At 28.8% G+C, this 18,595-nt stretch carries 20 protein-coding genes; 9 read left to right on the top strand and 11 right to left on the bottom strand.

From position 1 onward, the window contains the following. Positions 1-4 precede the first annotated feature (4 nt). Positions 5-877 (bottom strand): DMT family transporter, encoded by an 873-nt coding sequence (locus tag MKD41_RS10825; RefSeq protein WP_240242313.1) that lies wholly within the window; start codon positions 875-877, stop codon positions 5-7. An 88-nt stretch (positions 878-965) separates the two neighbouring features. On the opposite strand from MKD41_RS10825, the gene MKD41_RS10820 reads away from it, so the two are divergent. From MKD41_RS10820 to MKD41_RS10810, 3 genes are all read left to right on the top strand, one after another. Further along, positions 966-1,364 (top strand): heavy-metal-associated domain-containing protein, encoded by a 399-nt coding sequence (locus tag MKD41_RS10820; RefSeq protein WP_240242312.1) that lies wholly within the window; start codon positions 966-968, stop codon positions 1,362-1,364. 254 nt (positions 1,365-1,618) lie between these two features. Further along, entirely contained in the window at positions 1,619-1,963 is a 345-nt protein-coding gene (locus MKD41_RS10815) for a hypothetical protein (protein WP_240242311.1), read from the top strand. Positions 1,964-2,202: 239 nt separating this feature from the next. Continuing rightward, positions 2,203-2,664 (top strand): WD40 repeat domain-containing protein, encoded by a 462-nt coding sequence (locus MKD41_RS10810; RefSeq protein WP_240242310.1) that lies wholly within the window; start codon positions 2,203-2,205, stop codon positions 2,662-2,664. 85 nt (positions 2,665-2,749) lie between these two features. Here the strand turns inward: MKD41_RS10810 and MKD41_RS10805 are convergent, their stop codons facing one another. Genes MKD41_RS10805 through mutY form a run of 5 tightly spaced genes read right to left on the bottom strand, consistent with a single transcriptional unit; the run spans position 2,750 to position 7,232 of the window. Further along, positions 2,750-3,814 carry a COX15/CtaA family protein gene (locus MKD41_RS10805; RefSeq protein WP_240242309.1) on the bottom strand — a complete coding sequence of 355 codons (1,065 nt, stop codon included), beginning with the start codon at positions 3,812-3,814 and terminating at the stop codon, positions 2,750-2,752. Then, positions 3,805-4,359 (bottom strand): gliding motility lipoprotein GldD, encoded by a 555-nt coding sequence (gldD, locus tag MKD41_RS10800; protein ID WP_240242308.1) that lies wholly within the window; start codon positions 4,357-4,359, stop codon positions 3,805-3,807. Before gldD ends, MKD41_RS10805 begins: the two co-directional genes overlap by 10 nt. Before the next feature lie 7 nt (positions 4,360-4,366). Further along, on the bottom strand, positions 4,367-5,683 hold the full coding sequence (locus MKD41_RS10795) for a gliding motility-associated protein GldE (protein WP_240242307.1): 1,317 nt from the start codon (positions 5,681-5,683) through the stop codon (positions 4,367-4,369). A 21-nt stretch (positions 5,684-5,704) separates the two neighbouring features. Next, positions 5,705-6,151: a single-stranded DNA-binding protein gene (locus tag MKD41_RS10790; RefSeq protein WP_240242306.1), complete on the bottom strand. Its 447-nt coding sequence runs from the start codon at positions 6,149-6,151 to the stop codon at positions 5,705-5,707. A 40-nt stretch (positions 6,152-6,191) separates the two neighbouring features. Next, the gene (gene mutY, locus MKD41_RS10785) at positions 6,192-7,232 is read right to left on the bottom strand and encodes an A/G-specific adenine glycosylase (protein ID WP_240242305.1); all 1,041 of its coding nucleotides are present in this window, start codon (positions 7,230-7,232) and stop codon (positions 6,192-6,194) included. A gap of 132 nt (positions 7,233-7,364) precedes the next feature. Between mutY and MKD41_RS10780 the strand changes: the two genes are divergently transcribed. After that, the gene (locus MKD41_RS10780) at positions 7,365-7,664 is read left to right on the top strand and encodes an HU family DNA-binding protein (RefSeq protein ID WP_240242304.1); all 300 of its coding nucleotides are present in this window, start codon (positions 7,365-7,367) and stop codon (positions 7,662-7,664) included. 271 nt (positions 7,665-7,935) lie between these two features. Then, positions 7,936-9,486: an Rne/Rng family ribonuclease gene (locus MKD41_RS10775; RefSeq protein WP_240242303.1), complete on the top strand. Its 1,551-nt coding sequence runs from the start codon at positions 7,936-7,938 to the stop codon at positions 9,484-9,486. A gap of 46 nt (positions 9,487-9,532) precedes the next feature. Here the strand turns inward: MKD41_RS10775 and MKD41_RS10770 are convergent, their stop codons facing one another. Beyond that, on the bottom strand, positions 9,533-11,803 hold the full coding sequence (locus MKD41_RS10770) for a patatin-like phospholipase family protein (protein WP_240242302.1): 2,271 nt from the start codon (positions 11,801-11,803) through the stop codon (positions 9,533-9,535). Positions 11,804-11,808: 5 nt separating this feature from the next. Continuing rightward, positions 11,809-13,593 carry an excinuclease ABC subunit UvrC gene (uvrC, locus tag MKD41_RS10765; protein ID WP_240242301.1) on the bottom strand — a complete coding sequence of 595 codons (1,785 nt, stop codon included), beginning with the start codon at positions 13,591-13,593 and terminating at the stop codon, positions 11,809-11,811. Between the two features lie 173 nt (positions 13,594-13,766). Here uvrC and MKD41_RS10760 point away from each other — a divergent pair, with 173 nt between their 5' ends. Continuing rightward, positions 13,767-15,008: a pyridoxal-dependent decarboxylase gene (locus MKD41_RS10760; RefSeq protein WP_240242300.1), complete on the top strand. Its 1,242-nt coding sequence runs from the start codon at positions 13,767-13,769 to the stop codon at positions 15,006-15,008. Between the two features lie 223 nt (positions 15,009-15,231). Here the strand turns inward: MKD41_RS10760 and MKD41_RS10755 are convergent, their stop codons facing one another. The 3 genes from MKD41_RS10755 to MKD41_RS10745 are packed head-to-tail and all read right to left on the bottom strand — an operon-like array spanning position 15,232 to position 16,518. Next, complete coding sequence (locus MKD41_RS10755) at positions 15,232-15,846, bottom strand: class I SAM-dependent methyltransferase (RefSeq protein WP_240242299.1); 615 nt, start codon at positions 15,844-15,846, stop codon at positions 15,232-15,234. Between the two features lie 19 nt (positions 15,847-15,865). Beyond that, on the bottom strand, positions 15,866-16,186 hold the full coding sequence (locus MKD41_RS10750; protein ID WP_240242298.1) for a thioredoxin family protein: 321 nt from the start codon (positions 16,184-16,186) through the stop codon (positions 15,866-15,868). A gap of 23 nt (positions 16,187-16,209) precedes the next feature. After that, positions 16,210-16,518 carry an ArsR/SmtB family transcription factor gene (locus MKD41_RS10745; RefSeq protein ID WP_240242297.1) on the bottom strand — a complete coding sequence of 103 codons (309 nt, stop codon included), beginning with the start codon at positions 16,516-16,518 and terminating at the stop codon, positions 16,210-16,212. Positions 16,519-16,620: 102 nt separating this feature from the next. Here MKD41_RS10745 and MKD41_RS10740 point away from each other — a divergent pair, with 102 nt between their 5' ends. Genes MKD41_RS10740 through MKD41_RS10730 form a run of 3 tightly spaced genes read left to right on the top strand, consistent with a single transcriptional unit; the run spans position 16,621 to position 18,595 of the window. Further along, positions 16,621-16,983, top strand: a complete 363-nt coding sequence (locus tag MKD41_RS10740) for an Lcl C-terminal domain-containing protein (protein ID WP_240242296.1) — start codon at positions 16,621-16,623, stop codon at positions 16,981-16,983. A gap of 15 nt (positions 16,984-16,998) precedes the next feature. Then, complete coding sequence (locus MKD41_RS10735; protein ID WP_240242295.1) at positions 16,999-17,331, top strand: hypothetical protein; 333 nt, start codon at positions 16,999-17,001, stop codon at positions 17,329-17,331. Between the two features lie 22 nt (positions 17,332-17,353). Further along, positions 17,354-18,595 (top strand): Lcl C-terminal domain-containing protein, encoded by a 1,242-nt coding sequence (locus tag MKD41_RS10730; RefSeq protein WP_240242294.1) that lies wholly within the window; start codon positions 17,354-17,356, stop codon positions 18,593-18,595.

The raw sequence follows: 18,595 nt of genomic DNA, 5'->3' as shown, positions 1-18,595 counted from the left end.
TTTTTTATTTCGATTTGTTAACTAAATAAACACCAAGTAATATTATAAATCCAGATAGCACCTGATACAATGTTATTTTTTCTCCATCTAAAATACCCCAAGTAATTGCAACAATTGGAATTAAATAGGTTACAGAAGATGAAAATATGGGTGAAGATATTTGAATTAATCTATTAAATATAATTTTAGCAATTCCAGTGCAAATTATGGCTAAAATTGCTAAATAAAACAGGCTTGATTTAGTAGTTGCATTCAATTCAAAAGTATCAAAGAAACCGGTAAACCATAGCACTATTAAAGTTGGAATTATAAGCAATACAAAATTAGCAACAGTAATGCTTAATGCATCTAAATCAGATAAGTACTTCTTTAAAATATTTACATTTAAAGCATACCCTATAGAAGCTATTAAAATAAAGCTCGCATAAAAATAATCCTGATTAGGATTTAGTTCAGCACCTTTTAAAATAAGCATTAAAGTACCAACTAAACCAATTAAAACACCTATTAATTGTTTTTTTCTAAAACCAATACCAAAAATTACAGCACCTACAATTAAGGTGTTTAAAGGTGTTAAAGAGTTTAAAATTGAAGCGATAGAACTGTCAATTTTGTCAACAGCATATGCAAATAAAAAGGCCGGAAAAAAAGTGCCAGCTAATCCGTTTAAAGTTAAGTAATACCATTGTTTCTTTTTAATTTTAATTATTTTTTTACCACCAATTAATATTAAAAATATAGCTGTAAATAAGGTTCTTAGAGCTCCAACTTGCATTGGCGATAACCCAATTAATGCTTTCTTCATTAAAATAAAGGAGCTTCCCCAAATTAAAGAAAGAACTCCTAAGTAAATCCAGCGTAAGTTTTTAGTTTCCATTTTATTTTTAAAAATGCAAAATTCGGATAAATATTCGGATTTAATATTAATAGTTTATAGATTTGTATGAACTATTAATATTAAAAAAATGAGAACCATTACAAGCCTTTTACTTATTGTTTTAACTGCAATTACTTTTTCATGCAATCAGTCTAAAAGTAAAGATGCAGCTAAAGAAAATGAAACTACTCAAGAAGTAGCAGCAAACTACAAAAGTATTGAAGTAGATATTGAAGGTATGACCTGTGAAATTGGATGTGCTAGATTAATACAATCTAAAATGTCTAAAGTAGATGGTGTAGCTTATACAAAAGTGAGTTTCGAATCTAAAAAAGGTCTTTTTACTTATGATAGCAATAAATTAAGTGCAGAAGATATATCTGAGAAAATAGGAGGAATTGCAGGAGGCGATTTATACTCAGTTTCTAAAACTACAGCTATAGATTTAATTGAAGATGATTCTATAGAAAATAACGAAGCTAAATAATAACAATTTGAATTATCGCTAAAAATAATTCAGAAATTGTATTAGATGTTTTTAGTTGAAGGAGTTGCTTGAATAAGATTAACTTCTAGAAAGATTATTGCTAATTAAATTTTTGTATTAGTAATATATTAAAATCATAAAAATCACTTGAAACTTCTGAGAATAAATGATTTATAGTATAAATAGTGTCTTTTTTGTTTTTATTTGTTAAAATTTTGTTAATTTGCGTCAAACTTAAATAAACAATGCTAAAAATGAAAACGTTAAAATTATTAATTGCTGTTGCAATAATTAGTGTAATTACTATTTCTTGCAAAGAAACTGAGAAAAAAGATTTAAAAGATGGTGTTTCAACTGAAGTTGAAGCAGCAAAAGAAGATCTTAAAGAGGCTGCTAAAGATGCTAAAGAAGCTTTAGGAGAAGGTGTTGAAGAAGTGAAAGAAGGAGCTGAAAAAGTAATCGACTCTTTAAGTTCTGATGCTAAAGATGCAGCAAGTACTGTTAAAGATGCAGTAAAAGATGGTGCTGATGCTGTAAAAGAAGGAGCAGAAAAAGTTAAAGAAGGCGCTAATGCTTTAAAAGAAGCTGTAAAACAGTAGTTTTTTAAACATTTAATTAGCTTAAAGCTGCCTGAAAATTATAATTTTCAGGCAGCTTTTTTTATTATAATTGGCATATCTTTTGTTCACTTTTATTAATCAATACTAATTAATAAAAAGTGTAAGATATGTATAAGAAAATCAGTTTAGTAATCGTTTTCTTAGGATTTAGTTATTCTTATTTATTTTGTCAAACGTTTACTAAGAGCTACGAGATTGTGTATAAAAATAGTACACCAATGTATGTAGAGTTCTCAAATAACGGAAAATACATAGTTGCAGGGATTTATGGTGAGGTAAGAGTTTGGAAAACCGGAACCAATAAATATAGAGATTATAGTTTAGATAGAGTAAATGTAACTCCAAATTTTGTGTGTTTTTCTCCTGATGACAACTATATTGCAACTGGAATTTATGGGGCAATAAGAGTTTGGAAACTTAATTCAAATGATTTTACAGACTATAAAGTTAAGTATGAAAATACAACTCCTACCTATTTTAGTTTTTCACCCGATGGTAAAAGTATTGCTGCAGGAGTATATGGTGCAGTAAGAGTTTGGAATTTAAAATCTGGAAAATTTATAGATTACCCAGGGAAATACAAGAATGATACACCAAAATTTGTTAAATTTTCTCCAGACAGTCTTTTTATTGTAGCCGGACAATATGGTGAAGTTACCACTTGGAAGTTAAATGAATAAAATTAATTATGGTTGCTCTGTCATTCCTGTTTTTACAGGAAATAATATAGTAGTTTTAAAGCTTTTTAATTTAAAAACTATAGAATTATGCTTTCTGTTTTCTAATTGAATAATTAAAAAATAGCAGGCTAATTAAAAATAAAACACCTACCAATTGGTGGCTTGTACCTAAAAACAGCGGTATTTTACCAGCCACATTTAATACGGTTAATATTCCTAAAATAACTTGTAGTAATACTAAAAATAAGGTGGTGTTTAACCATTTTTTACTAAATGCAGTTACGTTATTTTTTAGTTTAAAAAACAAGTAAATAGTAATTGTAAGTAATAAATAAGCCAACATTCTATGTGTAAATTGTATTAATGCTGGGGCAAATAGATAACTATCATAATTAATCATATTATGCCAAATCCAATTTTCTGAATTCAATAAAACTGCAGGTAAAAATTCACCATTCATATCTGGCCAACTTGGATAGTATAAGCCAGCCTTCATACCAGACATTAATCCGGCAAAAACCATTTGAATGTAGGTAACTACCATAACAACTGAAACTATTTTTTTAGAACCTACCACGCTGCGTGATCCATAATTATAAACATCTGCAATAGTTTTAACCATAGCTGTTATTACTAATAAAGCTAAGATAAAATGTATTGTAAGTTTGTATGCATTTACCCAAGGTCTATTAACTAAGCCACTTTTTACCATAATCCAGCCAGCAGAAGCAGTTAAAATAGTTAACAAAACTACAAGTGCTAATCGTTTTATTAAATAGCCATTAATTTTTTTTCTAATAACAAAAATTATAAATGGAATTAAAAATATAAATCCTAAAGCGCGTACCCAAAGTCTGTGAAAATATTCCCAGAAATATATGAACTTAAAATCTTGTATTGTAAATGTGGAATTTATTTTATGAAATTGGGGTGTTTCTTTGTATAAATTAAATTCGTGTAACCAATCTTCAGCATTTAAAGGAGGGATTACGCCTGTAATAATATCCCAACGTGTTATTGAAAGTCCAGAGCCTGTTAACCTTGTAATACCGCCAATTATTACTTGTCCAACTAACATAATTAAACCTAATAAAAGCCAATTTCTTATTGTTTTTGTGTACTTGTATTTTTTATTTGTTGTTATTTCCATTCTAAAGTTTCAATTAGATGAATTAAATCTTTTTCTATGTATTTTACTGCTGGTAAAATTGAATCGTAATTTGGTTTTGTGTAAAAATATAAAGACCCTGCAAGTACATTTTTTACACTATCTGTTGCCATAAATTGAATATTTGATGCAACGTTTCCTTCAACATTGTATAGTTTAGCGTATACATGTTTGTTGAAGTTTTCATAAGGCAATGCATTGGGAATAGCGTCTGCTTTTATGGTGTGTTCGTAAGTGAGTTTTTCTACTTCTTTTAAAATTTCATCTAAATTATTATTTATTTCTCTATACGTTATGTGTATTGTTGCTTTTAATTTTGGATATTTAATGCTGGCCCAACAGTTTTCTTTAATAGAAATTACAGCACCTTTAGAGTATTCGAAATTATAGGGACATTTAGAATTAAAGGTGGTATAAGAAGCTTCGGGGTATTGTAATTTTAAATAAGGTTTTGGTTTAGGTAAGGTGTTGTTTGTACAAGAAATTACAACTAAAAACACTGCTAACATTAAAATAAAATTTTTCATTAAATTTTTATGGATTTTTATGGGTTGTAACTTTAATTTGTTTGATTCTTTTTTTGTCCATAGATTCAATTTTAAACGTATAAGAACTGAATTTTATTATTTCGTTCTTTTTTGGGAATTTTCCGCAAATTTCTAAAATAAATCCTGCAATAGTTTCAGATTCTCCTTTGTTTTTATCAAATATTTCTGTGTCTTGAATTTCTAATATTTTATGAAAATCTTTTAAGTTTGTTTTACCGTCGAATATATAGTTGTTAGCGTCTAGTTTAGAGTATAAAATATCTTCATCATCAAATTCATCATTAATGTCTCCAACTATTTCTTCAATTACATCTTCAAGAGAAATTACACCGCTAGTTCCACCGTATTCATCAACTACAATTGCTAAATGATTTTTCTTTTCTTGAAATTCTTTTAAAAGATCGTCTAGTTTTTTATTTTCAGGAACAAAGTAAGGGTCTCTAATTAAATCTTGCCATTTATAATCTTTTTTATTTAAATGTGGTAATAAATCTTTGGCGTATAAAACACCAATAATATTATCGGTATTTTCATTATAAACAGGGTTTCTAGAAAATCCTTTAGTTGCAATTTTATTTATAATGGTGCTGTAAGATTCGCTGCTAGAAATTGCAAAAACATCTATTCTAGGTGTCATTACTTGACCAGTTTCTGTATTTCCAAAGCTAACAATACCTTGTAAAATTTTTTGTTCGTCTTGTGATGTAGCTTCATTTGAAGTTAATTCTAAGGCTTGAGATAATTTTTCTACAGAAAGGTTAGATTGTTTTTTCCCTAATTTGTTTTCAATACTATTGGTTAAATTCATTAAAGGTAAGCTAACTACTGTTAAAGCAGAATTTAAAACTTTTAGTGGTACTGCCATAAAAGTGGCGAATTTTAAAGAGTTTCTAGAAGCATAAACTTTTGGTAATACTTCTCCAAAAAGTAAAATTAAAAAGGTAACTAATACAACTTCTATTAAAAATTTTAACAAATAAGATGTGATGTTACTAAAAATAGTTTCACCAATATAGGCGAAAATTAATACAACCAATATATTAATAAAGTTATTAGATATTAGTATTGTAGCCAATAATTTTTGAGGATTTTCTAATAATTTAACTACTGTTTTTTGTTTGTTAGATTCAGATTCTAGAGCATTTGCTAACGTAGTTCTTGAAAGTGAGAAAAAGGCAACTTCAGCACCAGAAATTAGAGCCGAAAGTGTCAGCAATAAAAATAACATTATAAAACTAAGAAGTAGCCAAATATTAAGGCTTTCAATTAAGGTTGTGACTAAAAGTGTGGGTTCAGGATCCAATTGTTTTTTATTTAATTAAACTTAGAATGGTAAATCGTCTTCAGCTTCAGAAGTATCAGAAGAAGAAGTTTCTTTTTTAGGAGGTTCAACTTGTTTGTTTTCTACTTTTGGTTGTGGAGCATTTAATTCTTTTTTGGTAGTTAAAAAAGTCATATCCGAAACGTGTATTTCAGTACTATATCTTTTAGAACCGTCTTCAGCTTCCCATTGGCGTGTTTTTATTCTGCCTTCGCAATATACTTTATCTCCTGTGCTTAAGTATTTTTCGCAGATTTCGGCTAATTTATTTCTAACAATAATATTATGCCATTCTGTAGTGCTTACTTTATCCCCTGTTTGTTTATTTGTGTAAGTTTCATTAGTGGCTAAAGGAAAACGACCTATTGAATTTCCACCTTCAAAATAGTGCATTTTTATATTGTCTCCTAAATGTCCAATAAGAATTACTTTGTTTATTGTTCCAGCCATTTTTTTATGTATTATTATTTAATCAAAAGTACTAAAAATTTTAGTTGTAATTAAATTCATTTAAAAAATTATCTATTAAAACTGGTACGGGGTATTTTTTAATATCGCTCCATGAATGTCTAAAATTTAACGAATTAGGTGTTTTTATGATCCAAAATTTTGTAAAAATATGTTGATGCGATAATTTATGAGGCTTAACTATTTTAGTATGTAGTTTAATAGATACATTTGTGTGTTTAAATAAGTTGTTAAAGATTTTGTGTTCTATTAATTCTTGTTGATTAATTGGGGTGTTAGTTTCAATTAAAGGAAATTGGTACATATTCATCCAAATTCCTTTTTCTCGTTTCACCAGTTGTGTATGGTTATTTTCAGTTTGTATTACCAAATAATTAAAGTAGCGCTTTCGTATTTTTAATTTTTTTTCTTTTACGGGTAGTAATTTTATGGTGTTTTTAGACAATGCTATGCAGCTAGTATTAAGCGGACATTTATTGCAATCTGGATTTTGAGGTTTGCATTGTATTGCACCAAACTCCATAATAGCTTGGTTGTACGTTCCTGGAATTTCCGTATTTATAAGTTCTTGAGCTAGTAGTTTAAACTCTTTAATTCCTTTAGTTGTATTAATAGGAGTGTCAATTCCAAAATAACGAGCTAAAACTCTATAAACATTTCCATCAACCACAGCTGTTGGTTCGTTAAAACAAATTGAAGCTATTGCTGAAGCGGTATAATCTCCAACACCTTTAAGTTTAAGGAGATCTTTATAATTGGAAGGGAAAACACCATTTAAGTCGTTAACAATATATTTTGCTGAAAAATGAAGGTTTCTAGCTCTCGAATAATAGCCTAAGCCTTGCCATAATTTTAGCACTGTTTCTTCTGAAGCAGTAGCTAAGTCAAAAATTGAAGGAAATTGCGTTGTAAATTTAAAATAATACGCCATTCCTTGGTCAATTCTAGTTTGTTGAAGAATAATTTCAGACAACCAAATATGATAAGGATTTTTAGTTGTGCGCCAAGGCAAACTTCTTTTATTATGTAAATACCAGTCTACTAAATGGTTAGAAAATTTCATTGCTTTATTTAAGAAATGCAATATTACATGTTTTAATTGATTAATTTTAATGAATTAACTTTTTGATTTTGATTATTATATCCTATATTTGCCGTCTTAAATTTATAATAACATATATAACTATATTTAAAAATGACGAAAGCAGAAATCGTATCAAATATTTCAGAAAAATCTGGAATAGAAAAAGCAGATGTTTTAGCAACTGTTGAAGCGTTTATGGAAGAGGTAAAAAATTCTTTAGAAAAGGGAGACAATGTTTACTTGAGAGGTTTTGGAAGTTTTATTATTAAAACTAGAGCTGAGAAAACTGGAAGAAACATTTCAAAAAATACTACAATTAAAATACCAGCACACAACATTCCAGCTTTTAAACCTGCAAAAGTATTTGTAGAGGGTGTAAAAAGTAATGTTGAAGTTGCTACTACAGTTTAAAAAGATTTATTAACACTAAACAACATTCTATTATGCCAAGTGGTAAAAAAAGAAAAAGAGCTAAAATCTCTACTCATAAACGTAAAAAAAGAGCAAGAGCTAATAGACATAAGAAGAAAAAGTAAGCTAAGCTTACTTTTTCTTTGACTTTAAACAAAGTTCATTGAAATAAATAGTTGCTAAGTAGTAACTATTGTTGGGTAAAAATCCTGTAAAACTTAATTATAAATCGTTCAATTATTTAGGTGGTTGAACACAAAAACAATTCAGAGTGAAAACAGAATTAATTATACGATCAAATTCCTCTGATATTGATTTTGCCTTATTAAAAGATGGTAGATTAACTGCATTAAATAATGAATCTAACGAAAATAAATTTTCTGTTGGAGACGTTTTTTTAGCTAAAATAGGTAAAGTATTAACCGGTTTAAATGCCTCGTTTGTAAACGTAGGTTATTCAAAAGACGGTTTTTTGCATTATCATGATTTAGGTGCGCAGTTAAAATCATTAAATAAATTTATAAAGGGTATAAGCTCAGGTAAAATTAAAGATTACACTTTAAAAAACTTTCAGCTAGAAAAAGACATTGATAAAAATGGATCTATAGCTGATGTATTAAAAACAGGTCAAAACTTATTAGTTCAAATAGTTAAAGAACCTATATCTACAAAAGGGCCAAGAATGAGCTCTGAAATTTCAATTGCAGGTAGATATTTGGTTTTAGTTCCTTTTTCTGATCGCGTTTCCGTTTCTCAAAAAATAATGGATCCCGAAGAAAAAGAGCGATTAAAAAGACTAATTAAAAGCATTAAACCTAAAGGTTTTGGAGTTATTATTAGAACTGTTGCGGAAAATAAAAAAGTAGCAGATTTAGATAAAGATTTACAAAATTCTTTAGAAAGGTGGGTTGTAATGTGCAAGAAAATAAGAACTTCTAGGGCACCACAAACACCTATAAAAGTATTAAGTGAGTTAAATAGAGCTTCTTCAATTTTAAGAGATATTTTTAACGATTCTTTTACAAGTATTGTAACAAATGATGAAACAATGTATTTAGAAACGAAAGAATATTTACAAGAAATTGCGCCAGAAAAAGAGTCTATTGTATCCTTATACAAATCAAAACTTCCAATTTTTGAAAAATTTGGAATAGAACGCCAAATTAAAACGTCATTTGGTAAAACAGTTTCGATGAGTAAAGGAGCTTATTTAGTAATTGAACATACCGAAGCACTTCATGTAATTGATGTAAATAGTGGTAATAGATCTAATAAAGCAATGTCTCAAGAAGATACTGCTCTAGAAGTGAATTTAATTGCCGCATCTGAAATTGCTAGACAATTACAATTACGTGATATGGGAGGAATTATTGTTGTAGATTTTATTGATTTGCATACTGCTGAACATAGACAAAAACTCTATGATCATTTAAGAAATGAAATGGCATTTGATAGAACTAAACATAAAATATTGCCTCCAAGTAAATTTGGTTTAATTCAAATTACACGACAAAGAGTACGACCTGAATTAGTAATTAAAACTCAAGAACCTAATCCGAGTGGAGTAGGAGAGGTTGAAGCTCCAATTGTTATTATTGACAAAATTGAAGCTGAATTAGAAAGATTAATTACCTTAAAAGATCAAAAAAAGTTAATACTTAATGTACATCCTTTTATTGCTGCATATTTAAAAAAAGGATTCCCATCTATACAACACAGATGGTTTGCAAAATACAAAAAGTGGATTAAAATTTTACCTAGAGATGCTTATCAATATTTAAATTTTGAATTTACCAATAACAAAGGTGAATTAATTAAATAATGCATACAATATCTTATAAAAGTCCTACTTAATTGTAGGGCTTTTTTTAAAACCAATACCCAACATTAAAATGCCAAAAACTCTCAGAATGGTCTGGAGACCAAGAGTAGTTTATTTCTACAGGCCCTAAAAAAGTATCTATTCCATAACCTACCATATAGCCAGATTTGGTGTTCTCAAAAATATTTCCTTCATTAAATAAATCGCGTTCTACTCTTGCATAATTAGCTGTGGCAGATAAATAATTTTTTGGTAAAAACTGATATCGAAGTGTTAATCCAGATTTTAAGAAAGAATTTGAATTTAGCTCGGCTAAATCATAGCCATAAAATGGTATAAAAGTATTTATAAGATTTTCTCCATAACCACCAATATTATAATCTATAGCTCTATTGTTATTATCTCCAATTGTAATTCCGGCTTCTGATCTAAAATGAGCTGTTAATTTGTTGAAAAAAGTATGAGCAATACCAAACTTACCTTTTAATTGTGAAAAAGAATCAAAATTTATGTACTCTGGTAAAAAATCACTTTTATATTCTGATGAAGCTAAATACCATTTAAAATCTACATCTAAAAAGACTCCATTTTTCTGAAAATACTTCTTATCGTATGTATCAATTTTTAAATAAGCTATTAGATTAAGATAATCAGAATTATCAAAGTAACCTCGTTTTTTTCTATTTGCTGAAGCACTATTGCTAGTGGTAAGAGATGAAAGTGTTTCAGTAAATGCTTTTATATGTTTATATTCACCACCAACACCTATTGCAAACCGCCTATTAAATACTGTTTGAAAATAAATTTGATTTGTAAAATCTTCATATACTAAATTTATTTCATTAATATTAGATTCGTCAATAATACCATTTGTTTGATTAAAATTCATATTTGAATTAAAGCTATTATATCTCGATTTTATTCCAAAACTGGTGTAAAAACCATTGTCTATAAAATAATCTAGATTGTATCTAATATTATCACCTAAAACTAGGTCTGCCGAAAATATATCGTTTTTATTTAAAAGGTGTTTTGCAGTAGAATTTATAACAATACCTGTTTTATAAAGGTCGTCAAAATGTGCTCCAAATTGTATATAATTAGAGACCTTATTTTCTTTTACCTTTAAATTTAGTGTGCTACCACCCTCAGCTTCTTCATTATCAATAATTTTATATTGTATGTTTTCAAAGTTACCAGTAGCATACAGGTTGTTAATGCCTTCAATTAATTTATTGTAGTCTGTTTTGTCTTGTTTTTTAAAATTTAGTTTTCCTAAAATATAAGCTCTTGTATAATTAACATTCCCTTCAATACTGATACTATTTATATCATATATTAATTGTTTTGTTTCAATTTTAGGATTTTTTTTATGTGTTTGTTGATTTGCAATAGCTTTTAGTTCGCTTATGTGTTCTCTAGAAGCTACATCTCCAGCTTCCATAATTTCTTTTCCTTTGTCAAAAGAAACAACATTGTAATTGTTTACATCTGGTTTTATTAGAATATCTACTTTTTTGTATTTAGATTCTAATGTTGTATACATTTGAAAACCAACAATTTGATTTAGTATTGCAACGGCAGAGCCTAAATTTTCTTTCTTGTCTAAACCACTTTGAATATCTACTCCAATTATAACATCTGCACCCATATTTTTAACTTCATCGACAGGGAAATTGTTTACAATACCTCCATCGGTTAATATTTTCCCATCAATTTCAACAGGCGCCAAAAGGGTTGGAAAAGAACCACTTGCTTTTACTGCTTCAGGTAAAAAACCTGAATTTAATACTTCTTGTTTCCCTGTTTCTAAATTTGTTGCAATACATACAAAAGGGATTGGTAATTTATTAAAATCGGTAATATTATTAACGTGTTGTGTTAGTTTGGTAAGTAAGTTAAGTACATTTTGCCCCTCGGACATAGCTCTTGGAATGCCTACTTTTTTATTTTTAACCGGTAATGATAGTGAGTATTTTTCTCCAATTTCTTTTTCGTAAAACGGTTTAGATTTTCTTGGTGTTTGGTCAGTTAAAATTTTTTCAAAATCTATAACTCGCACTATAGAATCTAATTGATTTGCAGTATATCCTGAAGCATATAGTGCACCAACAATTGCTCCCATACTTGTGCCTCCAATATAATCTACACGAACACCGGTTTCTTCTAAAACTTTTAATACAGCAATGTGTGCAATACCTTTTGCACCACCACCACTTAAAACTAAACCGACCTTAAGATCTTGTTTAGTAGGTTTTTCTTGAGAATAACCTACTACAAATGCAATCATAAAAATTAAACTTAGAAATTTTTTCATTCTGTTTATTTATTATTATAATGGTTAATTATTTTAGTTGCTCTTGCTGAGCCAATTACTTTTTCTAATTCTTGTAATGATGCTAATCGTACTCTTTTTGTGGATTTAAAATGCTTTAATAAAGTTACAACAGTTTGTTTTCCAATACCAGAGATTTGCTCTAATTCAGTTTCTAACGCTTGTTTACTTCTTTTATTTCTATGATGTGTAATTCCAAATCTATGTGCTTCATTTCTTAGTTGCTGAATTATTTTTAATGTTTCAGATTTTTTATCTAAATACAACGGTATAGGGTCGTCTGGATAGTAAATTTCTTCCAGTCTTTTTGCTATTCCTATTATAGCAATTTTATTTCTTAAACCTAATAGATCTAAGCTTTTTAAAGCAGAAGATAACTGCCCTTTTCCTCCATCAATTACAATTAATTGAGGTAATGGTTGGTCTTCATCTAGTAAGCGTTTATACCTTCTAAAAACGACTTCTTCCATAGAAGCAAAATCATCTGGACCTTCAACTGTTTTAATATTAAAATTTCGATAATCTTTTTTACTAGGCTTTCCATTTTTAAAAACTACACAAGCTGCAACAGGATTGGTACCTTGTATGTTTGAGTTGTCAAAACACTCAATATGTCTTGGCTCAGCACCTAAACGCAAATCTTTTTTCATTTGAGACATTAGCCTTTTTATATGCCTATCTGGATCAACAATTTTTATTTGTTTAAACTGTTCTTGTCTATAATATTTTGCATTTCTAATACTTAAATCTACAATGCGTTTTTTGTCTCCTAAAACTGGAACTGTAACTTTAATACCTTCACCTAAATCTACTTTAAATGGTACGTAAATTTCTTTAGATTGTGAATTAAATCGCTGGCGAATTTCAATAATAAAAAGTTCTAATAAATGTTTGTCTGTTTCGTTTAATTTTTTCTTAATTTCAGTTGTATGCGATTGGATAATAGAGCCGTTAGAAATTTTAAAGAAATTTACATAACTATAACTTTCGTCTGATACAATTGAGAAAACATCAACATTGGTTATAGAAGGATTTACTACTGTAGATTTTGCTTGATAATTGGCCAATAAATCTATTTTTTCTTTAATTTTTTGGGCTTCTTCAAACTCCATTGTATCTGCAAATCGCATCATTAATTGATGAAAAGATTTAATAGATTCTTTAAAGTTTCCTTTAATTATATTTCTAATTGCAGTAATATCTTTTGTATAACTTTCTTCGGTTTGTAGTCCTTCGCAAGGTCCTTTACAGTTTCCAATATGAAAATCTAAACAGACTTTATATTTTAGTTCCGAAACATTTTTTCTGCTTAAATCATAATTGCAAGAGCGTAATTGATAGAGTTCTTTTATTAAATCTAATAGTGCTTTTGCAGTTCTAACAGAAGTATAAGGTCCAAAATATTCCGATCCATCTTTTACTACATTTCTTGTTAAAAATATACGAGGAAACCGTTCTTTTTTAATGCAAATCCAAGGATATGTTTTGTCATCCTTTAGCATTACATTGTACTTTGGTTGGTATTTTTTTATTAGATTATTTTCTAATAATAATGCATCGGTTTCCGTATTTACTACAATGTGTTTTATTGTAGCTATTTTTTTTACTAAAACTCTTGTTTTGCCATAATCGTGATTTTTATTGAAATATGAAGCAACTCTTTTTTTTAAGTTTTTTGCTTTTCCTATATATAAAATAGTGCCGTTTTTATCGTAATACTGATAAACGCCAGGTTGATTTGGTAATGTTTTTATTTGAATTTCTAGTTCCAAAAATCTACAAATTTTAAAAAAATAAAAGTACTACTTTTTACACTGATTTTAGTTTCCGCTTAAAATTCTTTATTAATTTAATTTAAATTTAAATTAATTTGATATTTTTGAGAAAAATTAAAAAAATGGATTTATTTTGTCTATTTTTTATATAATTCATAATTAGACTTAGTATGAAATATTGGAAGAAATATTCGAAAGAAAAATTAATAAAAAGAATTGATAAAGCGTTAAATGCTAATGTAAATTTTCAAACAAATAAGGGTTTAGGTTACCCTGTTTCTAGATTAGATGAAAATGTGTTTAATACCAGTGGTTCTTTTTTAGATGATTCTCCTTTATTAAAATCTTTTGTTGCAAACCCAAATAATATTGGTTGTCATACTTTAGGGAAATCGGAACCCGCATTTAAAGGTTCTCAAAAGTTAGAGCGTGAAATAATTCAAGTTTTAGCGATAGATATTTTTAAAGCAAAAGAAGGTGAATACGACGGCTATATTGCAACTGGTGGTACAGAAGCAAATATACAAGCATTGTGGGTGTTTAGAAATTTATATAAAAAGCAATTTAATGCAACTTTAGATGAAATGGTTATTTTGTCTTCAGAGGATACTCATTATTCTGTTCATAAAGGGTCTAACTTGTTAAGTGTTGAAAACGTAAGTATTCCTGTTGATTTTAATTCGAGAGAAATTTTAAAAGATGAATTAGAAGCCATTGTAAAGGATTTAATTTCGAAAGGGAAAAAATACTTTATGGTTATTTCTAATATGGCAACAACTATGTTTGGATCTGTTGATAATCCGGATGTATATGCCGAAATTTTAGAAAAATATAAGGTTGCGTATAAAATACATGTTGATGGTGCTTTTGGAGGCTTTATTTATCCAATTACAAATAAAGAATCTACTATAAATTTTGAAAATTCACATGTTTCATCTATTACAATTGATGCGCATAAAATGTTGCAAGCCCCATATGGAACTGGTGTTTTTTTATGTAGAAAAGGATTGATTGAAAATGTGTTAACAAAAGAAGCACAGTATGTAGATGGAATGGATTTAACTATTGTAGGAAGTAGGTCGGGAGCAAATGCTATTGCTGTTTGGATGATTTTATTTAGTTACGGATATTACGGATGGTTTGAAAAAATTAGCACATTGTTATTAAGAACCGAATGGTTTACTGAGCAAATGGATGCTTTAGGTGTAGAATATTTTAGAGATCCTTATATGAATATAGTAACTCTAAAATCAGAATTTGTTCCAGAGAAGATAGCTTCTAAATATGGGTTAGTGCCAGATACACATAATGGTGCAAATAAATGGTATAAAGTTATAATGATGGATCACGTAGAAATTCATGACCTAATAAAATTTGTGGATGCTTTAAAGCTTCATTTAAAAGCTAATTAACTTGTAGCTAGAGTCATTTTTTATTTTTAGTTTCCAATAAAAAATGACTTTATAGCATCTAAGTTTGAAAAAATAGTACGGAATACTAAAAATGTAACTATAAAAACAACAATGGCAAGTAGTATCTTTTTCTTTTCACTCATTTTAATTATTTTTTTGTAAATATATAGAATATTATATTAAATTATTTCTAGAGTTAAAGTCAAATATATGTTGTGCAAGTTTAGTGTTTCTTTCCTATAAAATGAATAACATCTCCTTTACCAATATGATGAATTCCTTCGTCTAAATCAATTAACTCTTGGTTTAAAACTTGAATTTCTAAGTCTTTAAAATCGTTTTTAATACTTTCAACAGAATAAAGCATATCTATATTTTTAGGTCCGAACGATTGTTGGTTTTCTTTATTGATTTTAAGTTGATTTTTACTAAAACCTTCTAAAATTAAAAGTCCGCCCTTTTTTAAATAGCTTGTTAGTTTTTTATGATAGGCTGTTTTTAAGTCTGCAGGAAAATGTGCGTAAATTAAAGCTATTGCATCAAAAGAGTTTTCTTCAAAATGTAATTCAGAAAATTCACCAACTAAATAATTGATAGTTACATTATTTTGTTTTGCCAATTTTAGAGCTTTTTGCTTTCCTTGAGAACTCATATCAAAACAAGTAACATTTAAGCCTTTTGTTGCCGCAAAAACTGCATTTCTACCTTCGCCTTCGCCAGGTAATAAAATAGAGCCTTTAAGCTGATTTTCTTCTAATATTTTTTCAAAAAATACATTTGGTTCAATGCCATAGGCAAATGTTTCGTTAGCGTATCTTTTTTCCCAAAATTCTTTCATTTCAATCTAATTTTTATTTTTAACAGCAAGGAGTATCTTCATTATTAGTACTACAAGATGATGACTCCATATTTTCATCAGAACAACACGCATTATTAGCAAAATTGTCTATTAAAAGAGCTTTTACAGTTGTTTTTGAAGGTACTTTTCCTTTAAATACTACTTTTTCATCAACCACAATAGAAGGTGTTCGCATAACGTCATACATCATAATTTCTACAATATCTGTTACTTTTATAATTTCTGCATCAATATTTAATTCTTTTACTACTTCAGTAATTATTTTTTCTGTAGTTATACAATTTGGGCATCCCGTACCTAATATTTTTATTATTTTCATGTGGTAATTTTAATAGTTACGTTTTATTTACTAAAAAATTGACGAAACAATTCTTTAGCTTTTTTCCAATTTTCTTGATGTATACAATATTTAATTTTTGGTGGGTTTAGTTCTCCTTGAATCAGTCCAACATCTTTCAATTCTTTTAAATGTTGTGAAATAGTTGATTGTGCTAACGGAATTACTTCTACTAAATCTCCGGTAAAACAACAACTTTGACTTTCTAAATGATTTAAAATTTTAATACGTGTTGGATGACCTAAAGCTTTAGCAAATCGTGCTAATTCTTCGGTTTTAACTTCGTAAACTATATCTTCTTTTGTTCTTTTCATAAGTTTATCGCAAGGTTGCGATAAGTATTTTAATTTCAAAACTATTATTAAACCTTTTTAAGTTTTTTTAGTCTTACTCTCAGGCAAAACAAAATAAAAAAGATGTTAAATAGAATTTTACTGATTGCATTAATTGTTTTTCAATGTTCTTTACAGTCACAAGAGCAGAAACAAACATACCCAATTGTAGATACAGGACTTAGTGAATTTTATAGCGTTAGTGCTATTATTAAAGAACCTAAGCCAAATGATGAGTTTTACGGGCAAGATGCTCATTATATGGGAAATCAACCTTCGTGCACAAATAATGGTGATGGAACTATTAGCGATTTGTCAACTGGTTTAATGTGGCAAAAAACCGATGATAGTACTTTAAGAGATTGGTCAACATCATTAACTTATGCAGAAAATTTAACGCTAGGTAGTAAATCTGATTGGAGATTACCTAATGCAAAAGAATTGTAAAGTATTGTAGATTATATGCGTTCACTACAAACAACAAACTCACCTGCAATAAACCCTATTTTTGAAACTTCACAAATAAAAGATCCTGATGGAAATATAAATTATCTATTTTTTTGGACCTCAACTACCCATAAAGATGGTGTAAATCCATATGGAAGTGCGGTCTATATAGCCTTTGGAGAAGTGCAAGGTAAAATGCGAAATAAACTAATGGATGTTAACGGTGCCGGTTGCCAACGAAGCGACCCTAAAAGTGGAAATAGAAACGATTACCCGCCGTTTTTTGGTCAGCAAGGAGATGTTAGGTATGTTTATAATTATGTAAGATGTGTAAGAACAATAAATTAAAAACTATTAAAAATAAAACTATATGAAACTAAATAAATTAACTCTATTAGGGTTATTATCTGTATTTCTAATTTCTTGTGGAAGTAACGACGATGACACTAATATAGATAATGAATCTAATGAAGGAGAAGTTATTGAATTACCAGTTCCAGAAAAACCTTATTCTATTGTTGATACAGGTGTAACAGATTATTATAGCAATAATGCATTAATTTCAGAACCTTCAACGGGTGATGCTTTTTTTGGGCAAGATGCAAATTATAGTGGAAACAAACCTTCGTACACCGATAATAATGATGGAACTATTACAGATAATGTAACAGGATTAATGTGGGAACAAGATATGGGTTCTAAAATAACATTTGATGAAGCATTTTCAAAAGCAAGTAACTCAATTTTAGGCGGTTATTCAGATTGGAGAGTGCCAACTTTAAAAGAATTATATTCGTTAATACTATTTTCAGGAAAAGTAAAAGGTGAAGTAGCTATAGATCTTTTTATAGATACAAATTATTTTAATCAAGAACTAGGAGATACTTCAATTGGAGAACGTGAAATTGATGCGCAAACTTGGTCTTCAACTGAATATGTTTCTACTACAATGTATGGTGTTGAAACTGTTTTTGGAGTAAATTTTATTGATGGAAGAATAAAAGGTTATCCAAAATACAAACCAGGTACAGGAAATGCCAATACTATGTATTTTAGAATGGTGAGAGGAAATGTTGATTACGGGAAAAATAACTTTATTGATAATGGAGATGGAACCATAAGTGATTTATCAACTGGTTTAATGTGGCAAAAGAGTGACGACGGAATTTCAAGAGATTGGGAAGAATCTTTAGCTTATTCCGAAAACTTAACTCTTGCAGATAAATCGGACTGGCGTTTGCCAAATGCAAAAGAATTACAGAGTATTGTAGATTATACAAGATCTCCCAAAACAACAAATTCACCAGCCATCGACCCGCTTTTTGAATGTACTGAAATAGTAGATCCAGATGGTAATCCAGGTAATTATCCATTTTATTGGACAGGTACAAGTCATTTAGATGGTGCAACCCCATATTCTAGTGGAGTTTATGTTGCTTTTGGTGAAGGACAAGGAGAAATGAATGGGGTTTTAATGGATGTACACGGAGCTGGTTGTCAAAGAAGTGATCCTAAAAGTGGAAATAAAGATGATTATCCACAGTTTTTTGGACCACAAGGAGATGTTCGCTACGTATATAATTATGTGCGTTGTGTAAGAACAATTGATTAG

The organism is Lutibacter sp. A64, from assembly GCF_022429565.1.
In the GTDB taxonomy this organism is placed as follows: domain Bacteria; phylum Bacteroidota; class Bacteroidia; order Flavobacteriales; family Flavobacteriaceae; genus Lutibacter.
The sequence above is the reverse complement of the archived record's forward strand: the minus strand, read 5'-3'. Positions and strand labels throughout refer to the sequence as shown.

Coding starts and splice junctions, on each gene's coding strand:
- MKD41_RS10825 (WP_240242313.1), bottom strand. CDS start 877: ATGGAAACTAAAAACTTACGCTGGATTTACTTAGGAGTTCTTTCTTTA.
- MKD41_RS10820 (WP_240242312.1), top strand. CDS start 966: ATGAGAACCATTACAAGCCTTTTACTTATTGTTTTAACTGCAATTACT.
- MKD41_RS10815 (WP_240242311.1), top strand. CDS start 1,619: ATGAAAACGTTAAAATTATTAATTGCTGTTGCAATAATTAGTGTAATT.
- MKD41_RS10810 (WP_240242310.1), top strand. CDS start 2,203: ATGTATGTAGAGTTCTCAAATAACGGAAAATACATAGTTGCAGGGATT.
- MKD41_RS10805 (WP_240242309.1), bottom strand. CDS start 3,814: ATGGAAATAACAACAAATAAAAAATACAAGTACACAAAAACAATAAGA.
- gldD (WP_240242308.1), bottom strand. CDS start 4,359: ATGAAAAATTTTATTTTAATGTTAGCAGTGTTTTTAGTTGTAATTTCT.
- MKD41_RS10790 (WP_240242306.1), bottom strand. CDS start 6,151: ATGGCTGGAACAATAAACAAAGTAATTCTTATTGGACATTTAGGAGAC.
- mutY (WP_240242305.1), bottom strand. CDS start 7,232: ATGAAATTTTCTAACCATTTAGTAGACTGGTATTTACATAATAAAAGA.
- MKD41_RS10780 (WP_240242304.1), top strand. CDS start 7,365: ATGACGAAAGCAGAAATCGTATCAAATATTTCAGAAAAATCTGGAATA.
- MKD41_RS10770 (WP_240242302.1), bottom strand. CDS start 11,803: ATGAAAAAATTTCTAAGTTTAATTTTTATGATTGCATTTGTAGTAGGT.
- MKD41_RS10760 (WP_240242300.1), top strand. CDS start 13,767: ATGAAATATTGGAAGAAATATTCGAAAGAAAAATTAATAAAAAGAATT.
- MKD41_RS10755 (WP_240242299.1), bottom strand. CDS start 15,846: ATGAAAGAATTTTGGGAAAAAAGATACGCTAACGAAACATTTGCCTAT.
- MKD41_RS10750 (WP_240242298.1), bottom strand. CDS start 16,186: ATGAAAATAATAAAAATATTAGGTACGGGATGCCCAAATTGTATAACT.
- MKD41_RS10745 (WP_240242297.1), bottom strand. CDS start 16,518: ATGAAAAGAACAAAAGAAGATATAGTTTACGAAGTTAAAACCGAAGAA.
- MKD41_RS10740 (WP_240242296.1), top strand. CDS start 16,621: ATGTTAAATAGAATTTTACTGATTGCATTAATTGTTTTTCAATGTTCT.
- MKD41_RS10735 (WP_240242295.1), top strand. CDS start 16,999: ATGCGTTCACTACAAACAACAAACTCACCTGCAATAAACCCTATTTTT.
- MKD41_RS10730 (WP_240242294.1), top strand. CDS start 17,354: ATGAAACTAAATAAATTAACTCTATTAGGGTTATTATCTGTATTTCTA.